Annotated in this window: 19 protein-coding genes; 9 read left to right on the top strand and 10 right to left on the bottom strand. The window is 60.8% G+C overall.

Translation table 11 applies throughout. The features are described 5' to 3' along the window. Nucleotides 1-8: 8 nt before the first annotated feature. The 6 genes from EC919_RS11985 to EC919_RS11960 all read right to left on the bottom strand — a co-directional run bounded on the left by EC919_RS11985 (nt 9) and on the right by EC919_RS11960 (nt 7,023). The gene (locus tag EC919_RS11985) at nt 9-1,628 is read right to left on the bottom strand and encodes an EAL domain-containing protein (RefSeq protein ID WP_133774138.1); all 1,620 of its coding nucleotides are present in this window, start codon (nt 1,626-1,628) and stop codon (nt 9-11) included. Nucleotides 1,629-1,719: 91 nt separating this feature from the next. Next, complete coding sequence (locus tag EC919_RS11980; RefSeq protein ID WP_133774135.1) at nt 1,720-2,496, bottom strand: N-acetylmuramoyl-L-alanine amidase; 777 nt, start codon at nt 2,494-2,496, stop codon at nt 1,720-1,722. Between the two features lie 98 nt (nt 2,497-2,594). Then, a complete protein-coding gene (locus EC919_RS11975; RefSeq protein WP_133774133.1) occupies nt 2,595-4,685 on the bottom strand; it encodes a GGDEF domain-containing protein in 2,091 nt (696 codons plus the stop codon). After that, entirely contained in the window at nt 4,682-5,563 is an 882-nt protein-coding gene (locus EC919_RS11970) for an endonuclease/exonuclease/phosphatase family protein (RefSeq protein WP_065987938.1), read from the bottom strand. The genes EC919_RS11975 and EC919_RS11970 overlap by 4 nt, the downstream gene beginning before the upstream one ends. A 9-nt stretch (nt 5,564-5,572) precedes the next feature. After that, nucleotides 5,573-6,214, bottom strand: coding sequence for a thiol:disulfide interchange protein DsbA/DsbL (locus EC919_RS11965; protein ID WP_133774131.1), 642 nt, complete (start codon nt 6,212-6,214; stop codon nt 5,573-5,575). 191 nt (nt 6,215-6,405) lie between these two features. Further along, complete coding sequence (locus tag EC919_RS11960) at nt 6,406-7,023, bottom strand: c-type cytochrome (RefSeq protein ID WP_133774129.1); 618 nt, start codon at nt 7,021-7,023, stop codon at nt 6,406-6,408. A 234-nt stretch (nt 7,024-7,257) separates the two neighbouring features. Here EC919_RS11960 and yihA point away from each other — a divergent pair, with 234 nt between their 5' ends. Then, nucleotides 7,258-7,893: a ribosome biogenesis GTP-binding protein YihA/YsxC gene (gene yihA / locus EC919_RS11955; protein ID WP_065987940.1), complete on the top strand. Its 636-nt coding sequence runs from the start codon at nt 7,258-7,260 to the stop codon at nt 7,891-7,893. A 239-nt stretch (nt 7,894-8,132) separates the two neighbouring features. Here yihA and polA read toward each other — a convergent pair whose 3' ends face one another. Continuing rightward, the gene (gene polA / locus EC919_RS11950; RefSeq protein WP_133774127.1) at nt 8,133-10,898 is read right to left on the bottom strand and encodes a DNA polymerase I; all 2,766 of its coding nucleotides are present in this window, start codon (nt 10,896-10,898) and stop codon (nt 8,133-8,135) included. A 74-nt stretch (nt 10,899-10,972) separates the two neighbouring features. On the opposite strand from polA, the gene EC919_RS11945 reads away from it, so the two are divergent. Together EC919_RS11945 and EC919_RS11940 are read left to right on the top strand one after the other, a co-directional pair. Further along, nucleotides 10,973-11,263, top strand: coding sequence for a DUF2782 domain-containing protein (locus EC919_RS11945; protein WP_133774125.1), 291 nt, complete (start codon nt 10,973-10,975; stop codon nt 11,261-11,263). A 34-nt stretch (nt 11,264-11,297) separates the two neighbouring features. Next, nucleotides 11,298-12,248, top strand: a complete 951-nt coding sequence (locus EC919_RS11940; protein WP_133774123.1) for a homoserine kinase — start codon at nt 11,298-11,300, stop codon at nt 12,246-12,248. Here the strand turns inward: EC919_RS11940 and EC919_RS27155 are convergent, their stop codons facing one another. Together EC919_RS27155 and znuA are read right to left on the bottom strand one after the other, a co-directional pair. Beyond that, nucleotides 12,249-12,389, bottom strand: a complete 141-nt coding sequence (locus EC919_RS27155; protein WP_166650531.1) for a hypothetical protein — start codon at nt 12,387-12,389, stop codon at nt 12,249-12,251. 29 nt (nt 12,390-12,418) lie between these two features. Then, the gene (gene znuA, locus EC919_RS11935; RefSeq protein WP_133774121.1) at nt 12,419-13,348 is read right to left on the bottom strand and encodes a zinc ABC transporter substrate-binding protein ZnuA; all 930 of its coding nucleotides are present in this window, start codon (nt 13,346-13,348) and stop codon (nt 12,419-12,421) included. 57 nt (nt 13,349-13,405) lie between these two features. Between znuA and EC919_RS11930 the strand changes: the two genes are divergently transcribed. From EC919_RS11930 to EC919_RS11915, 4 genes are all read left to right on the top strand, one after another. Then, nucleotides 13,406-13,888, top strand: coding sequence for a Fur family transcriptional regulator (locus tag EC919_RS11930; RefSeq protein WP_133774119.1), 483 nt, complete (start codon nt 13,406-13,408; stop codon nt 13,886-13,888). Next, the gene (znuC, locus tag EC919_RS11925) at nt 13,888-14,694 is read left to right on the top strand and encodes a zinc ABC transporter ATP-binding protein ZnuC (protein WP_133774117.1); all 807 of its coding nucleotides are present in this window, start codon (nt 13,888-13,890) and stop codon (nt 14,692-14,694) included. Before EC919_RS11930 ends, znuC begins: the two co-directional genes overlap by 1 nt. Further along, a complete protein-coding gene (znuB, locus tag EC919_RS11920) occupies nt 14,687-15,469 on the top strand; it encodes a zinc ABC transporter permease subunit ZnuB (RefSeq protein ID WP_133774115.1) in 783 nt (260 codons plus the stop codon). Before znuC ends, znuB begins: the two co-directional genes overlap by 8 nt. A gap of 157 nt (nt 15,470-15,626) precedes the next feature. Further along, nucleotides 15,627-16,340, top strand: a complete 714-nt coding sequence (locus EC919_RS11915) for a PA5502 family lipoprotein (RefSeq protein ID WP_133774113.1) — start codon at nt 15,627-15,629, stop codon at nt 16,338-16,340. A 72-nt stretch (nt 16,341-16,412) separates the two neighbouring features. Here the strand turns inward: EC919_RS11915 and katE are convergent, their stop codons facing one another. Further along, the gene (gene katE, locus EC919_RS11910; RefSeq protein ID WP_133774111.1) at nt 16,413-18,572 is read right to left on the bottom strand and encodes a catalase HPII; all 2,160 of its coding nucleotides are present in this window, start codon (nt 18,570-18,572) and stop codon (nt 16,413-16,415) included. 382 nt (nt 18,573-18,954) lie between these two features. Here katE and EC919_RS11905 point away from each other — a divergent pair, with 382 nt between their 5' ends. Further along, the gene (locus tag EC919_RS11905) at nt 18,955-19,962 is read left to right on the top strand and encodes a methionine ABC transporter ATP-binding protein (protein WP_133774109.1); all 1,008 of its coding nucleotides are present in this window, start codon (nt 18,955-18,957) and stop codon (nt 19,960-19,962) included. Further along, on the top strand, nt 19,962-20,636 hold the full coding sequence (locus EC919_RS11900; protein WP_133774107.1) for a methionine ABC transporter permease: 675 nt from the start codon (nt 19,962-19,964) through the stop codon (nt 20,634-20,636). The genes EC919_RS11905 and EC919_RS11900 overlap by 1 nt, the downstream gene beginning before the upstream one ends. Nucleotides 20,637-20,649 lie beyond the last annotated feature (13 nt).

Genomic DNA, 20,649 nt, shown 5'->3' with positions numbered 1-20,649 from the left:
TCGCAGCCCTACGCCACATCATCCGCACGCCGCCCGCCGCTGCGTCTGCCGCCGGTCACCAGCTCACTGAACTTGGTCGCGCTCAGGGGCCGGGCGAAGAGCCAGCCCTGGCCGTAAATCACCCCTTCGCTTTTCAGCAGCGTTGCCTGCGATTCAAACTCGATGCCTTCAGCAATCACCCGCAATTGCAGCGCATGGGCCATGCGAATGATGTGCGGCGCCACACCACTGCTCGCGGCATCGTGCCCGAGGGCGTCGATAAACGCTTTGTCGATTTTCAGGCAGTCCACCGGCAGCGTCTGCAGGTACGCCAGACTGCAATAACCGGTGCCGAAATCGTCGATCAGCACCTGATGGCCGCGATCGCGCAGCGCCTGAAGGTGGTTGCGCGCGACGACTACGTCCACAAGGCCGCGCTCAGTGACTTCAAAGGCAATCTGCCGAGGCGCCACCCTGTGCAACGCCAGCAGCTTCGCCGTCACTCGACCGATGCGTGGGGCCATCACGTCGCACGCCGCCAGATTGACCGAAACATACAGGTGCGGATTGGCGCGTAAGAGCTGGCCCAGCTGTTCAAGCAGCTGCTGAAGCACGAAGTCGGTGATCTGGCGGATCTGCCCGGTGTTTTCCGCAAGCGGGATGAAGAGGTCAGGGCTGGTCAGCGTGCCGTCCGGTCGTCGCCAACGCACCAGGGCCTCAGCGCCCACGCACAGACGCGTGTTGAGATCAAAAATGGGCTGATACAAAACCTTCAGCTCGCCACGGCGCAGCGCCCCGTGCAGCTCACCGCCCAATGACTGCCGCTGACGTACCAGTTGCAGGACGAGAATGCCGATGAACAACGAAATCAACAGGCTGGCCGGTACCAGCAGCCACCACGCACCGGTGATCTTCTGTTGCAAGGCACTGCGCGGCGTAATGAGGACCAGTTGATATTCCGGGCTCTGGGTCGGCATCCGGTAGACAAGTTTGTCCTGGGTGGACATCAGCGTTTCGGTGGAGGTCGGCGACCAGTCCGGCGTGGGCGGCCACGTCTGAGCCGGGCCCAGGACCGGGACTGCTTTGGACCCGCGATCCAGCACCACCACCAGACTGCCGCCCGCCGGCAGGTCAACCACGTCAGTCAAATGGCCGCGGGAGGTGGAAACACGAAACTCCCCGCGCCCAAGCATCAAGGAAGCCAGGTTGTCGTCAGGCTGGGTAGAGGTGTTGAGCCAGTAATCGTAGGTGGGGCCGCGAATGTCCGGCGGCCTGGGCTTGCCAATCAGGCTCTGGCGCGTCCAGCTGGAACAGAACTGGCTTTCGCTGACGTACGCCACTTCGTAGATAAAGCGGTAGCGCGAGTTCACCTGACGCAGCTGCTCGATCATCTCGGGGCTGCAACCGCGCAACGGCTGGGCTTCAAGCTGATCGAGCCCGGCTCTCAACTGGCCGAACAATTGCTCCAGCCGCACCAGAAAGCGCTCGCCCTGTGCATTCATCTGCGCACGTTCGTCCTGCCGTGCCTGATGCATCGCCAGCCCAAAGCTGCCCGCCAGCAAGACGGCCGCGCTTAACAGCGCGGCCAACAATGCCAGAAGCCAGGGACGGTAAAGAAAAGAGCGCAGTCGCGGCGTCGCCGTGAGCATCGACAGTCATCCAGAGGGTGGGATTTCCATAACCACTGAGGTATAGCAACAAGCGCAGAAATAGTCCGAAAAAAAAGACAACCAGCGGAATTTAGTGCCTGAAGTTAAGCACTTGCAGCATAGCTGCACTTTGCAGATCCGGCTCACCGTCAAATTTTTGTGGTCGGTAATGCATCTGGAACGCAGCCAGGGTGTGACGGGTTGCGATGTCCAGCTCTCCGGTCTGCGGGGTTGGGTAACCCAGCAGCGCCAATTGCTGCTGGAACCAGACGATATTCGGCACGATGCCCATTAACTGGGTTTGACGCTGTGCGACCTGCTGTTCATCCGGCCAGATGCCCAGGCCTTCCTGGGCCAGCCGCTTCCATGGGAACAACGGCCCCGGATCAAGCTTGCGCAAGGGGGCAATGTCACTGTGGCCAATGACGTGGCGCGGTTCAATGTGATTGCGTTTGACGATGTCTTTGAGCAGCACGATCAGCACTTGAATCTGCGCCTCGCTGTAGGGATACCAGAGCCGACCCGTAGGCGTGTCGCGATAGCCCGGATTGACGATCTCGATGCCGATACTGCTTGAGTTGAGCCAGGTGCGCCCGTCCCATTCGCTTTCACCGGCGTGCCAGGCGCGCTGGGATTCGTCGACCAACTTGTAGGTAGTGGCTGGCCCGTCGCCGATCAGGTAATGCGCGCTGACCTCACCGTGGGTGAGCAATGCCAATGACCGCTCCAGGGAAGCAGACGTGTAATGAACCACCACGAACTGCACGCGGCTGTCGAAATTGACGGAAGGGTGGCTGGTGTCGATCTTCGGGCCGCTGCTGCAAGCGGTCAGCAGCAACAACAGAAACAGAGCGGAAATAGACTTCATGGCGGCACGACGTGTAGGCAAATAATGCAACAGTGTAACGTAACGTCGGCGGCGCATTCAAAATGCATTGTGCCCGCGCAGCCAACCAGACGAACCCTTCAGCCCTGCTCGATCCGGTTTCGCCCCTCATGCTTGGCGCGGTACAGCGCCTGATCCGCACGCTTGAGCACACCATCGCTGCGCTCACCGGGAGCAAACAGGGTAAAGCCCATCGACACCGTGACCGTCACCCGCTCGCCCTTGAAGTGAAACGGGCACTGTTCGATGCCTTCGCGCAGACGCTCCAACAGCGCCAGCCCTTCATCCATCGGCGTGGCTGGCAGCAGGATCACGAACTCTTCCCCGCCAAAACGCGCAATGAAGTCAGAGGCCCGCAATCGCTTTCTCAACTGACCGGCGATGATCTTCAAGACCTTGTCGCCTGCCAGATGGCCGTAACCGTCGTTGATGCGCTTAAAGTGATCCAGGTCGAGAATGCCGAGCAGCAGGCTTGAACGCTTCCTCTGTAACTGGTCGATCTCATGCTCCAGCCGTTCGTTCCACGCCGCGCGGTTTGGCAAGCCTGTCAGCGTGTCGATCAGCGCCTTCTGCCGTTGTTCTTCCAGGTGAGCCCGAAAGCCCAGTGCTTCCTGCTCCATCGTGGCCACGCGACTGGAGAGGGCTTGCAGGCGGGTGGCGACTTCCTGCTCACGCTGATCACGTTGCTGCTGATGATGATCCATAGTGCCAATCAGTCCTTCGAGCCGGCTCTCCAGCACGTGTTTCAAGCTGTCCAGATCGGCCGCCTGCTGCACGCTGGTTTGCAGGTCATCGACGTGCTCGCGCAATTGATGGTCCAGTTGACGCGACGCCGAATGCTGATCGGCATGGTCTTCGCTGGCAGCCAGCAAGCCGCTCTGAAACGATTCAAGTCGCTCGTTGAGCTGCTTGAGGTAAGCCTCGAATTCGTGCTGGCCGCTGTCGGTGATCGCAAGCATCAGCACGGCGAGATCGTCGAGAATCGGCAGCAATTCGTACCAGTTCAGCCCATGTTCCAACCGTGCGCGCATGGCTTCGGCCTGCGGGCGATGGTATTCGGGCAGCGTCAGTTCATCGAGCAGCCCCAGCAGCGTCTCTTCTATATGGGCGGCGACTGAGCTGTAACTGGGCTCGGGCGAGGAGGGCAGCGCGTAGGGACCGTCTTCTTCGGCGACGATCTCGTCAGGCTCTTCGTCTTCACCGACGATTTCGGTCTCGTCGGCAATAACGCCGGCTTCAGCAGTCTCCTGAGGCTCCGGGGAGGACTCTTCAGGTACCGGCTCGGCTGTTTCATCGCTTGGTGCATCAGCGGCGGAGGGCTGCAGGGCGTCAGCGGCGTGGGGCGATGCTTCAGGCTCTGCGGCTGCCTGGTCAGCCGGATCGGGCTCGGGCTCGGAGGTGACCGGCTCGACAACAACTTCCGGGTGAGGCTTCGGAATGAAACGCTCCGGCTCTTCGGCGACCGGCTGAGGAGCCGACAGGACAGCGCTGCGAAGTTCAGCCTCCAGCTCAGTGTTCTCTGGCGCAGCCTCCGGCATGATGGCTGAATGCTGAGGCGCATCGTCGGAAGCCCGCAGCGTCAGCCCGACCGGCTCGGTAGCTGAATGGGGCAATGGGGCCGACTCATCACTCTCGCCGCCAGCCTCACGGTGACCGCCGAACAATCGCTGCAGAAAACCTGGACGGGACGCTTCATCCGGGTGTTCGATCTGAGACAGCGCCTGCCCTTGAAGTCCGCTCAACTCACTTAATATCAGCGGCAGCTCACGGGCCTGTGTGATGCGATCTTCCAGGCTCTTGGCGAATCGCTTGAGCGGCTTACTGACGTCCTTCGGCAACGGCAGCGCCTGCAACTGCGCCACCAACGACGTCAGCGCCGTACCCATTTGCTCGACGCGCTGCTCGCGACGCTGTTCGGAGTCCAGCACCGCTTTTTCCAGGCGCGGGATCAAGGCGGCCAGGCCTGCGTCCATATCGTCCTTGCGAACGATCTCGCGCATTTCCTTCATGCAGGCATCAACCGCCTTGTCGGCACCTTCCGCCGCCAGGCTGCTGCGCACGAGGCCTCGACGCAGCAAGTCGAGCCGTGCGTTCCAGCGCCGCTCCAGTTTGTCTTGCTGCTCGATGCTCTTGAGGTACTTCTCTTTCCAGCGCTGCGCTTCGTCGGTCATTCCACAGGTCCGCGAGGAGATGTGCTTGTTATCGGCAGCGAGTCACCGATTAATGAGGCCGGCAAGCGAATCTCCACCGCGACGGGCAGATGATCGGAAATGGGCTGCGCCAGCACCTGCACTTTTTCAAGGGTCAGGGTCGGGCTCAGGAGAATGTGGTCCAGGCATCGCTGCGGACGCCAACTGGGGAAAGTCGCCTCGACCTGCGGTGCAAGCAAGCCAAGATCGCGCAATGGCGACGTTTGCAGCAGGTCATTGGCGTGGGTGTTCATGTCGCCCATCAGCACCTGATGGCGATAGCCGCCAATCAGTTCGCGAATGTACGCGAGCTGGCGTGTGCGGGTCCGCGCGCCCAGTGCCAGGTGCATGACCACAACGACCAGCGCATCCGGACCTTCGCCGAAACGAACGAGGATGGCGCCACGCCCGGCAGGGCCTGGCAGCGGATGGTCTTCGATGTCCCACGGACGCAAACGGCTGAGCACGCCATTGCTGTGCTGGGCGAGGCGTCCGAGGTTTCGATTGAGTTGCTGGTGCCAGTACGGAAACGAACCAAGCTGGGCGAGGTGTTCAACCTGATTGATGTAGCCCGAACGCAGACTGCCGCCATCGGCTTCCTGCAACGCAACCAGATCATAGTCACGCAGCAGATCGCCGATCTTCTGCAGGTTCCCGGCTCGACCGTTGTGCGGCAGCAGATGCTGCCAGCCCCGGGTCAGGTAGTGCCGGTAGCGTTCGGTGCTGTTGCCCACCTGGATGTTGAAGCTGAGCAGGCGAAGCCGACCGTCGGCCGGCAGGCCTGTCTCGTGAAGATGATGCTCGTTGACCTTCGGCGTGTGCCGGGCAACGACCCGTTCAGTAGTTCCCCAGCGCGCCATGGTCAGCCCTTACTTGGCGGTCAGCGTCGCACGTTCTTTGGCGATCAGCTGATCGGCCACTTGCAGCGCTTGCTCGGGACCGCCGGCAGTGCCGAGATCAAAGCGGTACTTGCCGTTGACGATCATGGTCGGAACGCCCGTGATCTCGTACTTCTTGGCCAGTTCTTTGTATTGGGCAATCTTGCCCTTCACAGCGAACGAATTGAAGGTTTCGAGGAATTTGGTCTTGTCGACGCCCTGGGTGGCGACGAAGTCGGCCATGTCGTTCGGATCGGTCAGACGCTTGCCGCCTTTCTGGATGGCCTCGAACACGGCAGCGTGGACTTTCTTCTCCACACCCATTGTGTCGAGAGTAATGAATAGCTGGCCGTGAGCGTCCCAAGGGCCGCCGAACATGGCAGGAACGCGGATGAAGTGGACGTCAGCGGGAAGTTTTTCGACCCATGGATTGATGACCGGCTCGAAGGCGTAGCAGTGCGGGCAGCCGTACCAGAACATTTCGACGACTTCGATCTTGCCCGGCTCGGAAACAGGAACAGCGCTTTTCAGCTCGACGTATTGCTTGCCGGCTTCGATGGGCTCTGCTGCTTGAGCGGTCAGACCGAACAGGCTGGTGAAAATCAGAGCGGCGCTGAGAATCAGATTACGCATGCTTAACTCCTGGGCATGGAAGGTCACTTCGGTGGCCGCGGTTCGACCGGCCGAGGTGATACGAGTTCGCAAGTGTAACGCCTGCGGCCACAAAAAAGGGCAGCCGTTCGCTACCCTTTTTGGCCCGTCCGGGCAGGTCTGTCGGCATTTTGTTTTACCAACCATGTCTGTCAGGATCGCGCGCCAGACGCTCAATGCAGTCCTTGAATGTACGCCGCCAGCGCGTCGATATCCTTGTCGCTTAGCTTCGCGGCGATGGTGCGCATGATCAGCGTGTCCCCGTCGTTGGTGCGCTCACCTTCGCGGAACGCGGTGAGCTGTTTCTTGATGTAATCGGCGTGCTGCCCGCTCAGGTACGGGAAGCCTGCCGTTGCAATGCCTGCGCCGTTTGGTGAGTGGCAGCCAATGCAGGCCGGCATGCCCTGATCGGGCTTGCCGCCGCGAAACAATACTTCGCCACCGGCGACCAGATTGGGATCAGCAGCGCCAACACTGCCTTTCTGGCCGGCGTAGTAAGCGGCGATGTCGGCCAGGTCCTGATCGGTGAGCGGGTTGAGCTGGCCAGTCATTTCCAGTACGACACGCTTGCCGTCTTTGATGTCGTGCAGTTGCTTGAGCAGATAGCGCTCACCCTGGCCGGCGAGCTTCGGGAATATGGGCACCAGGCTGTTGCCGTCGGGTCCATGACAGGCGCCGCAGACAGCCGTTTTTGCTTGTCCGGCGACGGGGTCGCCCACAGGCGAGTCAGCGGCCTGCACGAAGCCATTCAGGCTCAAGGTCAACAGCAGGCTCGACAGAAATGCGTTCATGGGTTGATCCGATGCGGCTGAAAGTGCGGCCTTCATGATGGACTGTCTTGAGAGGAGGCGGCCTGGCTCTGGACGTTTCGGTGCACCTGCCAGGCGGGTTCTCGCGTCGGCAACACCGTTGCAGGGGCAGGACAAGGCACACATGAAAATCTGCGGCATTATATACTCGCGCCCATTGAACGGAAAAAGACACCCCGTTGCCGCGCACGCCGCAACGCCCTCACCGGATATCCCATGCAACTCAAGAACCCAATTCTCGGCCTGTGCCAACAAGCCAAGTTCATGCTCAGCGCTGCCAAAGTCGACCAATGCCCGGACGACGAAGGCTTTGAAGTCGCATTTGCCGGCCGCTCCAACGCCGGTAAATCCAGCGCGCTGAACACCTTGACTCACGCCAGTCTGGCGCGCACGTCGAAAACCCCTGGCCGTACTCAGCTGCTGAACTTCTTCAGCCTGGACGACGACCGTCGTCTGGTCGACTTGCCTGGCTACGGTTATGCAAAGGTGCCGATTCCACTGAAGCTGCACTGGCAGCGCCACCTCGAAGCCTATCTGGGCGGTCGTGAAAGTCTGAAGGGATTGATCCTGATGATGGACATCCGCCACCCGATGACTGACTTCGATCTGCTGATGCTCGACTGGGCCATCGCCAGCGGCATGCCGATGCACATTCTGCTGACCAAAGCCGACAAGCTGACTTTCGGCGCGGCAAAAAACACGCTGCTCAAGGTCCAGTCGGAGATACATCGCGGCTGGGGTGACGCGATCACCATCCAGCTGTTCTCAGCGCCCAAGCGCATGGGCCTGGAAGAGGCTTACACCGTGTTGGCCGACTGGATGGAACTGGAAGACAAGGCACCGGCGGCCTGAATCGCAGGCAAAAAAAACCCCGGACTTCATGTGGGGAGGGGAAGTTCGGGGTCCAAGTCCAGACCTCTCGGGAGGGGTCCGGATATCTGCCAACACTTAACACAACATAGGAGCATGAATAGCTACGTCAGCCATTCGCAAACTCAGACCGGAGTTTGTCCGCCGAAGTTCAAAACCGGCGGAAATTTAATGGATAGCGCGGCTCCGATGCCGCGCAGAAGCGGAGCCACAAGGCCGTATTAATGTGCCTCGTCCCAGTTGTTCCCCACACCCACTTCAACCAGCAGCGGAACATCCAGCTCGGCCGCGCCGCTCATGTGCACGCGAATGTCCTTGCTGATCTGCTCGACCAGATCTTCGCGCACTTCCAGCACCAGTTCATCGTGAACCTGCAGGATGACGCGAGCATCCAGACCTGACGCTTCCAGCCAGCCGTTCACCGCCACCATGGCCCGCTTGATGATGTCAGCCGCCGTGCCTTGCATCGGTGCGTTGATCGCCATGCGCTCGGCGCCCTTGCGTAGCGCCTGATTCTTCGCGTTGATGTCCGGCAGGTACAGGCGACGGCCGAAGATGGTCTCGACGTACCCTTGTTCCGCCGCTTGAGCACGGGTGCGCTCCATGTAATCCAGCACGCCGGGATAGCGCGCGAAATAGCGATCCACATAGGCCTGGGACTGCTTGCGATCGACACCGATCTGCTTGGCCAGCCCGAACGCGCTCATGCCGTAGATCAGACCGAAGTTGATCGCCTTGGCGCTGCGACGCATGTCGTTGGTCACGTCCGGCAGTTCGACACCAAACACCTCGCCCGCCGTCGCCCTGTGCACGTCCAGGTCATTGCGGAAGGCGTGCAGCAAACCTTCGTCCTTCGCCAGATGCGCCATGATCCGCAGTTCGATCTGCGAGTAGTCCGCCGCCAGCAGCTTGTAGCCCTGGGGCGCGACAAACGCCTGACGAATGCGACGACCCTCGGCGGTCCGGATGGGGATGTTCTGCAGGTTCGGGTCGCTGGAGGACAGACGCCCGGTCACCGCCACCGCCTGATGATAGGAGGTGTGAATCCGCCCGGTGCGCGGGTTGATCTGCTCCGGCAAGCGATCGGTGTACGTACTTTTCAGCTTGCTCATCGAGCGGTACTGCATCAGCACCTTCGGCAGCGGATATTCCTGCTCCGCCAGCTCCGCGAGCACCGCTTCAGCCGTAGAAGGCTGCCCGGTGGCGGTCTTGCTGATGATCGGCATGCCGAGCTTTTCGTAGAGAATTACCCCGAGCTGCTTGGGCGAGCCGAGATTGAATTCTTCACCGGCGATGGCAAACGCTTCGCGCTCAAGCTCGGTCATTTTATTGCCCAGCTCAACACTCTGATTGCCCAGCAGGTTGGCATCGACCAGCGCGCCTTGACGCTCAATGCGGGCCAGTACAGGCATGAGCGGCATCTCGATGTCGTTCAGCACTGGGGCTAGACTTGGCGTTTTCGCCAGCCTGTCCTGCAGGACTTCGTGCAGTCGCAGCGTCAGGTCGGCCTCTTCGGCCGCATAGGTACCCGCCTGCTCCAGTGCGATCTGGTCGAAACTCAGCTGTTTGGCGCCCTTGCCCGCGATGTCCTGGAAATTCACTGGCGTGTGATCCAGGTATTTGGCGACCAGGCTGTCACGGTCGTGACGCGTCGCGGTGGAGTCGAGCACATAGGATTCGAGCATTGTGTCGAACTTGACGCCCTGCACGTTGATGCCCTGACTCTGGTCGCCATCGATGGCGCAGTTGGCCAGCAAGTTGATTGCAAACTTGGCGTGCTGGCCGACCTTGATTTTGCTCGCGTCCTCCAGCATGGGCTTGAGCGCTTTCAATACCGCGTCGCGATCCAGTTGCTGCTGCACGCCCATATAGGAATGGGTCAGCGGGATGTAACAGGCTTCGTGGGTCTTGATCGCGAACGACAGGCCGACGATCTGCGCGCGCTGGGCGTCGGTGCCGTTGCTCTGCACCACAAAGGCGAACAACCGGGCGTCTTTCAGCTTCTTCAACCAATCATCGAATTGGGTCTGCTCAAGAATGAGTTCGTACGTGGCCTCGATGATCGGCGCCGGCTCGGCAGCAGGAACAACTTCCGCGCCTTCCTGGCGGGCATCACGCTGCAGATCGGTGATCCAGCTCTTGAATTCCAGCTCGGTGTACAGCGCCATCAGCGCCTCACGATCGGGCTCGCCGCAGTGCAGGGCATCGAGCTCGATATCCAGCGGCACGTCGATCTTGATGGTCGCCAGCTCGTAGGACAGAAAGGCCATTTCCTTGTGTTCTTCGAGCTTGGCCGGCAGGGATTTAGCGCCCCGAAGCGGCAGCGCTGCCACTTTGTCGAGGTTCGCATAAAGCTCTTTCAGGCCACCGTTGATGCCCACCAGCAGGCCTGCCGCGGTTTTCTCACCGACACCGGGTACGCCGGGGATGTTGTCGACCTTGTCGCCCATCAGCGCCAGGTAATCAATGATGTGTTCCGGGCCGACGCCAAACTTCTCTTTCACGCCAGCGACGTCCAGCACGCTGCCGGTCATGGTGTTGACCAGCGTAATGTGGCCGTCGACCAGCTGCGCCATGTCCTTGTCGCCGGTGGAGATGACCACCGGACGATCGGCGGCGGCGCTGCTGCGGGCCAGCGTGCCGATCACGTCATCGGCCTCCACGCCTTCGACGCACAACAGCGGGTAGCCGAGGCCTCTCACGCAGTTGTGCAGGAAATCGATCTGCACGCGCATGTCGTCCGGCATGCTGGGGCGGTTGGCCTTGTATTCGCCGTACAGCGCGTCGCGGAACGTTCCGCCCTTGGCATCGAAAACCACGGCAAACGGGCTTTCGGGATATTGCCTGCGCAGGCTTTTGAGCATGTTGAGCACGCCCTTGACCGCACCGGTGGGCAGGCCTTTGGAGGTCATGAGCGGCGGCAGCGCATGGAACGCGCGGTAAAGATAAGAAGAACCGTCCACCAGGACGAGGGGCGCAAGACTCATGTGCAAGATCAACCTTTTCGGCGGGGTCGGCGCTAGAATGCGCGGACCGTTGACGACAAAGGCATAAGGTTATCATGCGCGCGCTGAATCGCCTGTTACTGCTCGGCGGGTTGCTTGCCTGTCCGTGGCTGGCGGTCGCGGCGGACGATGAAGCACCGTCGGCAGAGCCTGATGTGACGATTCGTCAGGACAGTGATGGCTTCATCAAGGAGTATCGTGCGAACGGATTCGTGTACGCCGTGAAGATCACGCCCAAACACGGCAAACCTTATTATCTGGTGCGCGCCGACGGTACAAGTGGTCAATTCATCCGTTCGGATCAACCGGACATGCTGATACCCCAATGGGTACTATTCAGCTGGTAACGCCCTACATTCACTCTTTTGCTGGCAGTCTTCTATGTCCGTTTTTACTCCCCTGGCTCGGCCCGAGCTGGAAGCTTTTCTCGCCCCGTACGGGCTTGGCGCCCTGCGTGATTTTCAGGGCATCGCCGCTGGAAGTGAAAACACCAATTTCTTTATCAGCCTGGAGCAGGGCGAATTCGTGCTGACCCTGGTCGAGCGCGGTCCGGTCCAGGAAATGCCGTTCTTCATCGAGCTGCTGGATGTTCTTCACGACGCCAACCTGCCTGTGCCCTACGCGTTGCGCACCACCGACGGCCAGGCCCTGCGCGAGCTGAAAGGCAAACCGGCCCTGCTGCAACCGCGCCTGTCCGGCAAGCACCCGGCCCAGCCTAACACCCAGCACTGTGTGCAGATTGGCGAGTTCATGGCGCACATGCACATGGCCACGCGCAGCCAGACCATCGAACGCAAAACGGATCGTGGTCTGGACTGGATGCTGGAGGAGGGCGGTAATTTCATCTCTCACCTGGACGAGGCGCAGGGCGCGCTGCTGACCAAGGCTGTCGAGGAAATCCGGCTTCGCAAGGCAAAAATCATGGCGCTGCCGCGGGCCAATCTGCACGCCGACCTGTTCCGCGACAACACGCTGTTCGAAGGCACCCATCTAACGGGCGTGATCGATTTTTACAACGCCTGTTCCGGGCCGATGCTGTACGACGTGGCGATTGCCGTGAATGACTGGTGCTCGTTTGAGAACGGCACCATCGATGCCCCACGCGCCCGGGCGTTTCTGGGTGCCTACGCTGCGCTGAGGCCGTTTACCGCCGCCGAAGCCGAGCTGTGGTCGACGATGCTGCGTGTGGGTTGCGTGCGCTTCTGGCTGTCACGCCTGATCGCCGCTGAAACCTTCGCTGGGCAGGACGTGTTGATCCATGATCCAGACGAATTCCGTAAGCGCCTGGAACAGCGCCAGGAAACGCATATCCCGTTGCCGTTTGCGTTGTAGTCATTCAGCCAGCGGATATCCGCTGTAGGAGCGTGGCTTGTCCCGCGATCGGTTGCGTAGCAGCCGTGAACCGGTAATGCGGACGGTCAGTACAACCGTGTTGTCTGATTTGCTGCCGCTGCGCGGCAGATCGCGGGACAAGCCACGCTCCTACAGGTGTTACGACTGCCTCACAAGCCCTCCAGGCACCCCGCCAGATCATCCGCCAGCTTGCTCAGCAATTGCTCGTAACCCTGGGCGGTGGCGGGTGTGTAGCCGCCCAATCCGTCCAGTTCGGCCAGCTTGACCGGCAAACCCGCACTGAGCGTGTCGGCCAGACGCGGGCGAAGGGGCGGCTCGCTGAACACGCAGGTCTTGCCGAATTCCGTCAACCGCGCGCGCATCGCGGCGACGTGCTGAGCACCCGGCTGAACCTCGCTGCTGACGGCAAAGACGCCGGCATGCTTCAGCCCGTACGCTTCTTCGAAATAATCAAACGCCTCGTGGAACACGAAATACTGCTTGCCTGAAATGTCGGCGACACGCTGTTTGATTTTGACGTCCAGCGCGTCAAGGCGTGCGTCGAAGGCCTTCACGTTGCTCTCATAACGCGCCGCATTGGCGGGATCGGCCTGGCTCAAGTCAGCGGCCATCTTCGCCGCAATCACCCGCGCGTTGACCGAAGACAGCCACAAATGTGCATCGACGCTGCCCGGCCGGTGATCGTGGTCATGCTCGTCTTCGTCATCATCGTGGTGCTCGCTGCTGGCGGTGAAATGGCGCAGGTGCATGCCCGGCAACGACTCGACCGGGACCGACGCCTTGCTGCGCCCGGACAGCACGCGAGGCAGGAAGGTCTCCATGTCGGGGCCGATCCAGTAGAGCAGATCGGCTTCCTGCACGCGCCGTACGTCGGACGGCCGCAGCGCATAGTTATGAGGGGATGCGCCCGGCGGAAGCAGGACTTCCGGCACCGCGATTCCGTCCTGCACAGCGGCGGCGATCAACTGGAGCGGCTTGATGCTGGTCAGAACACGGACGTTGGCTTCAGCAGCGGTAATGGTTGAGAAACCGGTAATAAATACGACAAAAAGTAAAAAAATTCGGGACACGATAACCACTCATGGGGGCAGGAACAGGTAACATAATAACGTCTCTCTCAAAGGCCGTCGCCGCTCATGTCTAAAACACCCCTGGCCAGTCGCCCCCACGACCACTCCCACTGCGTACACAGTGCGCTCGCTGAAGCCGACACGCTGTGCGCGGGCAAAGGCCTGCGGCTGACGGCCTTGCGTCGTCGCGTGCTGGAACTGGTCTGGCAGAGCCACAAGCCGCTGGGCGCCTATGACATCCTCGCCGTGCTCAGCGAAGAAGATGGCCGCCGCGCCGCACCACCTACGGTGTACCGCGCGCTGGACTTCCTGCTGGAAAACGGCCTGGTGCACCGCATCGCGTCGTTGAACGCCTTCGCCGGCTGCAACCACCCGACCCACGCGCATCAGGGTCAATTTCTCATCTGCCGCGAGTGCCACGCCGCCATCGAGCTGCAGCACGGCAGCATCAGCTCGGCCATCGTCGACGCGGCCAATGAGGTCGGCTTTGACGTCGAAGCCCAAACCGTCGAAGTCGTCGGCGTGTGTTCCGGGTGCAAGGCCGCCTGATGAGCGATGCACTGATCCGCCTGAAGGACGTCAGCGTGACCCGCGCCGGCCAGAGCGTGCTGGAACATATCCAGCTGAGCGTCAGCTCGGGCGAAATCGTCACCCTGATCGGCCCCAACGGCGCGGGCAAGACCACCCTGGTGCGCGCCGTTCTCGGGCTGCTCAAGGCTGACTCGGGCGAAATCTGGCGCAAGCCGAAACTGCGCGTCGGCTACATGCCGCAAAAACTGCACATCGATGCCACGCTGCCGCTGTCGGTCCTGCGTTTCCTGCGTCTGGTCCCTGGGGTTGATCGGGAGACCGTGAGGGCGGCGCTGATCGAGGTCGGCGCCGAGAAGGTCATCGACAGTCCGCTGCAAGGGATTTCCGGTGGTGAGATGCAGCGCGTGCTGCTGGCGCGCGCGCTGTTGCGCAAGCCGGAGTTGCTGGTGCTCGACGAGCCGGTACAGGGCGTTGACGTGGCCGGGCAGGCCGAGCTGTACGCGCTGATCACTCAGCTGCGTAACCGCCATCAATGTGGTGTGCTGATGGTGTCCCATGACCTGCATCTGGTCATGAGCACCACCGATCAGGTGGTCTGCCTCAATCGTCACGTGTGCTGTTCCGGGCACCCCGAGCAGGTCAGTAACGATCCCGCCTTTGTAGAGCTGTTCGGCCTGAACGCGCCGAGCCTGGCGATCTATCACCACCATCACGATCATGCCCACGATTTGCATGGCGCAGTCTGCCAACCCGCGCCGGCTCAAGACCACGTCCATACCGACACCCACACTCACGACCACGGGGACAGCTGCAAGCATGGCTGATTTTCTTCTTTACGCCTTGCTCGCAGGCCTCGCGTTAGCGGTAGTGGCAGGCCCTCTGGGGTCCTTCGTGGTCTGGCGGCGCATGGCTTATTTTGGCGACACGCTGTCCCATGCCGCGTTGCTCGGCGTGGCCCTGGGCTTTCTGCTGGACATCAGCCCGGCGATCGCCGTGACCGTGGGCTGCCTCCTGCTGGCGGTCTTGCTGGTGACCCTGCAGCAGCGCCAACCGCTAGCCTCCGACACGTTGCTGGGCATTCTGGCGCCAAGCACCTTGTCCCTCGGGCTGGTGGTGTTGAGCTTCATGCGTGACGTGCGCATTGATCTGATGGGCTATCTTTTCGGGGACCTGCTGGCCATCAGCCCGAACGACCTGGCGTGGATTCTCGCGGGCAGCGCGTTGGTGCTGGTGCTGATCTGTGCGCTGTGGCGGCCGCTGCTGGCCATCACGGTGCATGAAGAGCTGGCGACCGTTGAAGGCCTGCCGGTGGCGACCCTGCGCATGACGTTGATGCTGCTGATCGCCGTGGTCATCGCGGTGGCCATGAAGATCGTTGGCGTGTTGTTGATTACCTCGCTGCTGATCATTCCCGCCGCTGCGGCACAGCGTCACGCCCGTTCGCCAGAGCAAATGGCTCTGGGTGCGAGCATCATTGGCGTCATTGCAGTGTGCGCGGGTCTGGCGCTGTCCTGGTTCAAGGACACCCCGGCAGGCCCGTCTATCGTGGTCTCGGCGGCGGCGCTGTTTCTGCTCAGCTTCCTTTTGCCCAAGCGGTAGAACCTTGGCTGGCGGGTTGAGTCATACTCCGCAATAATCCAATGGCGGCAATGTGCAATGACTCCTTGCGCGCCCACCGATAGTGATCAGTTATTTTCGGTGCAAGTCAGTTGTGTGTAGACTTGCTCGTTTTTTGCGCAAATAGAGAATCGCAGGAATGAAGCCGTTCGCATCCCGTTATCTGCTGCTTGCTGCATTTTCCGTGCTGTTGAGCGCTTGCCAGAGCAAGCCCATCGAGCAACCCGCGGCTGTTGCGCCGCCCGATGCGTATCAGCAGCTGGAACAGAACATCGCCAGCAGCGAGTTGGCCACCGCCGAGGATCAATTGGCCGCGCTGCAAAGCAAATCCCCGGACGATCCCCGACTTGAGCAATACCAGCGTCAACTGGCCGAGGCGTACCTGAGCCGCAGCCAGATCGTGCTGCAGAAAGGCGACATGAATGCCGCCGCCACCGCGCTCAGCCGCGCTCGCGCTTTGATGCCAAAGGCCCCGGCGCTGACCAGTGGTGTCAACGGTGCCATCGCCCACGCCCGTAAAGCCGAGCTGGAAAAGGCCGAAGCCGAACTTCGTGCTGCCGAAGCCAAGCGCAAGGCGAAGGTGATCGACCCGAGCGCCGAGAGCACGACCATCGAGCTGAAGCTAGGGGACATGAAGCAGTTGCGCCGTCAGTTGAGTGACATCGCTGAAGACGTCACAGCCTTCAACTGCGACGTCACTGTGCAGGTACCGCGCACGGACGACTACCCTTGGCTGGCGACCTTGCTGACCAAGCGCGTCACGAGGATCAATCCGGATTTCGAGTTGCAGATGCAGCGTGAAATCGAGCGCACTGAGCCTGCGAAGATTGTGTTGAAACCCGCGCAGTCCTGATCGATTTTTGATCAAAAGAAAAGGCGTTGCCCTCGCGGGCAACGCCTTTTTTGTGACGGCTAGTCCTGCAAATTACGCAGGAATCGCCTTCGCTTTAGGCTCACGAGCCCAGACGCGATGCTGCTGAATCGCATCGAAGAACGCCTTGAAGGAAGCGCTGTCCGAAACGGCCAGCAAACCGGCATCGGCTTCCAGACGCAGCAGGTCGATCAGTTTCTGTGCGTCACCCGCGTAGGCGATGGCTTTGAGGTGCTTGTAAGCCTCAAGCACATAGTGCAGTGCCACGCCATCGCCGCTCAGGGCCTTGATCGAAGCGTCGCCGCCCGGGATGAACACAGCGTCGAACGCGACCGATGGCAAACCTTCCATGGAAGCATCCACTGGCAGGGATGCACCACTTGCGGTTTTAACCGGGGCGGAGGTAGGACCCAGCACCTTGGCGTGTGCGCCTTCGGCTTCCAACGCTGCTTTCATCGCGGCTACAGCTTTGTCGTCAACACCGTTTGCAACCAGGATAGCGACTTTGCGCGAAGCAATGTCAGCAGGCAGCAGGTTCGCCTGGCTCAGCAGTGGCGACTTGTCGACGCTCAATTTGCCATTGCTTTGCGCTTTGACGGTCGCTGCTTTCGGGGCCGGCAAGCCAAGGTTTTCAGCCACACGTTGCGCCAGTGTGAGGTCGATATTCGCGAGAATCTCGTTCACCTGACGGGCGCGAATGTGCTCACGCTCCACTTTGCCCAGCTCGAAGCTGTATGCCGCGATGATGTGCTCTTTCTCGTGCTCGCTCATGCTGTTGAAGAACAGCGTGGCCTGGGAGAAGTGGTCGCCGAACGAAGGGCTGCGTTCACGCACCTTTTCTGCTGAGACGCGCTCATGGTACGTCTCGAAGCCACCATCCTGCGGACCAGCAGGGGTCTCTTTCGGCCAGCCGCCGTCGATGGAGTTCGGCTCATAAGAAGCGCGACCCTTGTCGATAGTGGTGCGATGCTGAGCATCACGCTGGTTGTTGTGGTTCGGCGAGACCGGACGGTTGATCGGGATCTCGTGGAAGTTCGGCCCACCCAGTCGGCTGATCTGCGTATCGGTATACGAAAACAGGCGGCCCTGCAGCAGCGGATCATTGGAGAAGTCGATACCCGGCACGACGTGGCCTGGGCAGAACGCAACCTGCTCGGTCTCGGCGAAGTAGTTGTCCGGGTTACGGTTCAGCACCATCTTGCCCAGCGGCGTTACCGGCACCAACTCTTCCGGGATGATTTTGGTCGGGTCGAGCAGGTCGAAGTCGAACTTGTCCTCATCTTCCTCGGCAACAATCTGAACGCCCAGTTCCCATTCCGGGTAGTCGCCCATCTCGATGGATTCCCACAGGTCGCGGCGATGGAAGTCGGTGTCCTTGCCCGCAAGCTTCTGCGCTTCGTCCCACACCAGAGAGCAAGTACCGTACTTGGGCTTCCAGTGGAATTTGACGAACGAGGATTTGCCCTCGGTGTTGATCATGCGGAACGTGTGAATGCCGAAGCCTTGCATGGAGCGCAGGCTTTTCGGGATTGCACGGTCGGACATGGTCCACAGCACCATGTGAGCGGATTCCGGCACCAGGGAAACGAAGTCCCAGAACGTGTCGTGAGCAGAGCCGCCCGTAGGGATTTCGTTGTGAGGCTCTGGCTTCACCGCGTGTACGAAATCGGGAAACTTGATGGCGTCCTGGATGAAGAATACAGGCATGTTGTTGCCGACCAGGTCGTAGTTGCCTTCGTCGGTGTAGAACTTGACCGCGAAACCGCGTACGTCACGGACGGTATCGCCGGAGCCACGTGGGCCCTGGACCGTGGAAAAGCGTGTGAAGACCGGGGTTTTCTTGCCCGGGTCGCGCAGGAATTCGGCTTTTGACAGCGCCGAATGGTTCTCGTAGGTCTGGAAGTAACCATGAGCGGCGGTACCGCGCGCATGGACGATGCGCTCCGGAATGCGTTCATGGTCAAAGTGGGTAATCTTCTCGCGCATGATGAAGTCTTCGAGCAGCGATGGGCCGCGCGAGCCGACTTTCAGCGTGTTCTGGTTGTCGGAGATCTTTACGCCCTGATTGGTGCGCAAGGCCTCACCGGTGGCGTCGGAGCGGAACGTTTCAAGGCTTTCGACCTTGGCGTTTGTGTTGCCACGGTCCAGCGTGTCGGTGCCCGCCAGTTCGCTCTTGGCGTTGGCGCTCACAGGCGGGTTTGTGTTCTTACTCATCAGGCAAAACTCCTCGGTTCAGACGGCTCCTTGTTCGGCGTTCCATGGTGTGGAGGCAGCAGGAGCTCGTAGGCGGAAATGCCTGACATGAAGCCAGGCAATATTCAGGCGCTAAGTAAATGACTGACGATGAAAACAGCCGTTCCGTTTGTTTTTCCGATTCTTCGATTTCCATCGCCGGACTGACAGTCGGCCATCCATATGACCGTTCGGCAGGTCCAGTGTGAAATAAATGCTAAGAAGGCTGGGCCCAACCTGGATTCGACAGGCTAAAATGCGCGCCCGGTTTACCCAGCCGAAGCCGAAATGGCATCGCTCAGCAGCGTGATGAAGGCATGAGTCTCCACGCTGATTTTTCAACGCGCCCCACAAGGTTCGCTCCGTGATCGAGTTCCAAAACGTCCACAAAACCTATCGGGTTGCCGATCGGGAAATTCCCGCGCTGCACCCCACCAGCCTGCGCATCGAAAACGGCCAGGTGTTTGGTCTGATCGGCCACTCCGGCGCCGGCAAGAGCACCATGCTGCGCCTGATCAACCGTCTTGAAGCGCCGAGCGGCGGCAAGATTCTGGTCGATGACGTCGATGTCACCGCGCTGGACGCCGATGGTCTGCGCGGCTTCCGCCGTCAGGTCGGAATGATTTTCCAGCACTTCAATCTGCTCTCGTCCAAGACCGTGGCCGACAACGTCGCCATGCCGCTGACGCTCGCCGGGGACATGTCTCGCGCACAGATCGATCAGCGTGTGGCCGAGCTGCTCGCCCGCGTGGGTCTCTCCGATCACGCCAAAAAGTACCCGGCGCAATTGTCCGGCGGCCAGAAGCAACGCGTCGGCATCGCCCGGGCGCTGGCGACCAAGCCGAAGATTCTGCTGTGCGACGAAGCCACCAGCGCCCTTGACCCGCAAACCACGGCATCGGTGTTGCAGCTGCTGGCCGAGATCAATCGCGAACTGAAGCTGACCATCGTGCTGATCACCCACGAGATGGACGTGATCCGTCGCGTCTGCGATCAAGTGGCGGTCATGGATGCGGGCGTGATCGTCGAGCAGGGCGCTGTGGCGGATGTGTTTCTCCACCCTAAACACCCAACGACTCGCCGCTTTGTGCAGGAAGACGAAGAGGTCGACGAAAACCAGCTGAACCGCGATTTCGCCCATGTTCAAGGCCGCATCGTACGCCTGACGTTTCAGGGCGAAGCGACCTACGCGCCATTGCTGGGCACGGTCGCGCGGGAAACCGGTGTGGACTACAGCATTCTGGCCGGCCGTATCGACCGCATCAAAGACACGCCTTACGGCCAACTGACGCTGGCCATCACCGGTGGTGACATGGACGCCGCGTTTGCCCGCTTCACCGCAGCCGACGTTCACATGGAGGTCCTGCGCTGATGGACACTTTTCTCAACCTGTTTTCCAACGTCGACTGGTACGAAATCTGGCTGGCGACTGGCGACACCCTGATCATGCTCGGCGTGTCGCTTGCCTTCACCGTCCTGCTGGGCTTGCCGCTTGGCGTGCTGATGTTCCTCACCTCGCCGCGTCAGTTGCTTGAGAACAAGCCGGTTTACACCACCGTGGGCTTGATCGTGAACATGCTGCGGGCGCTGCCGTTCATCATCCTGCTGATCGTGATGATGCCGCTGACGGAAATCATCACCGGTACCTCGCTGGGCATCCTTGGCACGCTGCCGCCGCTGATCGCCGGCGCCACGCCGTTCTTCGCGCGCCTGGTGGAAACCGCGATGCGGGAAGTGGATCGCGGGATCATCGAGGCCACTCAAGCGATGGGGGCCACGACCCGGCAGATCGTGCTCAAGGCGCTGTTGCCTGAAGCGCGTCCTGGCATCCTCGCGGCGATCACCGTGACCGCGATTGCGCTGGTGTCGTTCACGGCCATGGCCGGTGCAGTCGGCGCCGGTGGCTTGGGCGACCTGGCGATTCGCTACGGTTACCAACGCTTCCAGAACGATGTGATGTTTGTAACGGTCGTATTGCTGCTGGTGCTGGTGCAGATCCTGCAAACCGTCGGCGACAGACTGGTCGCGCACTTTTCACACCGTTAACCGAATTCGCCGG

The sequence above is a fragment of the Pseudomonas graminis genome, assembly GCF_004364335.1.
Lineage (GTDB): Bacteria > Pseudomonadota > Gammaproteobacteria > Pseudomonadales > Pseudomonadaceae > Aquipseudomonas > Aquipseudomonas graminis_D.
Note: the sequence above shows the minus strand (reverse complement) of the source record. Positions and strands in the feature narration are given on the sequence as shown.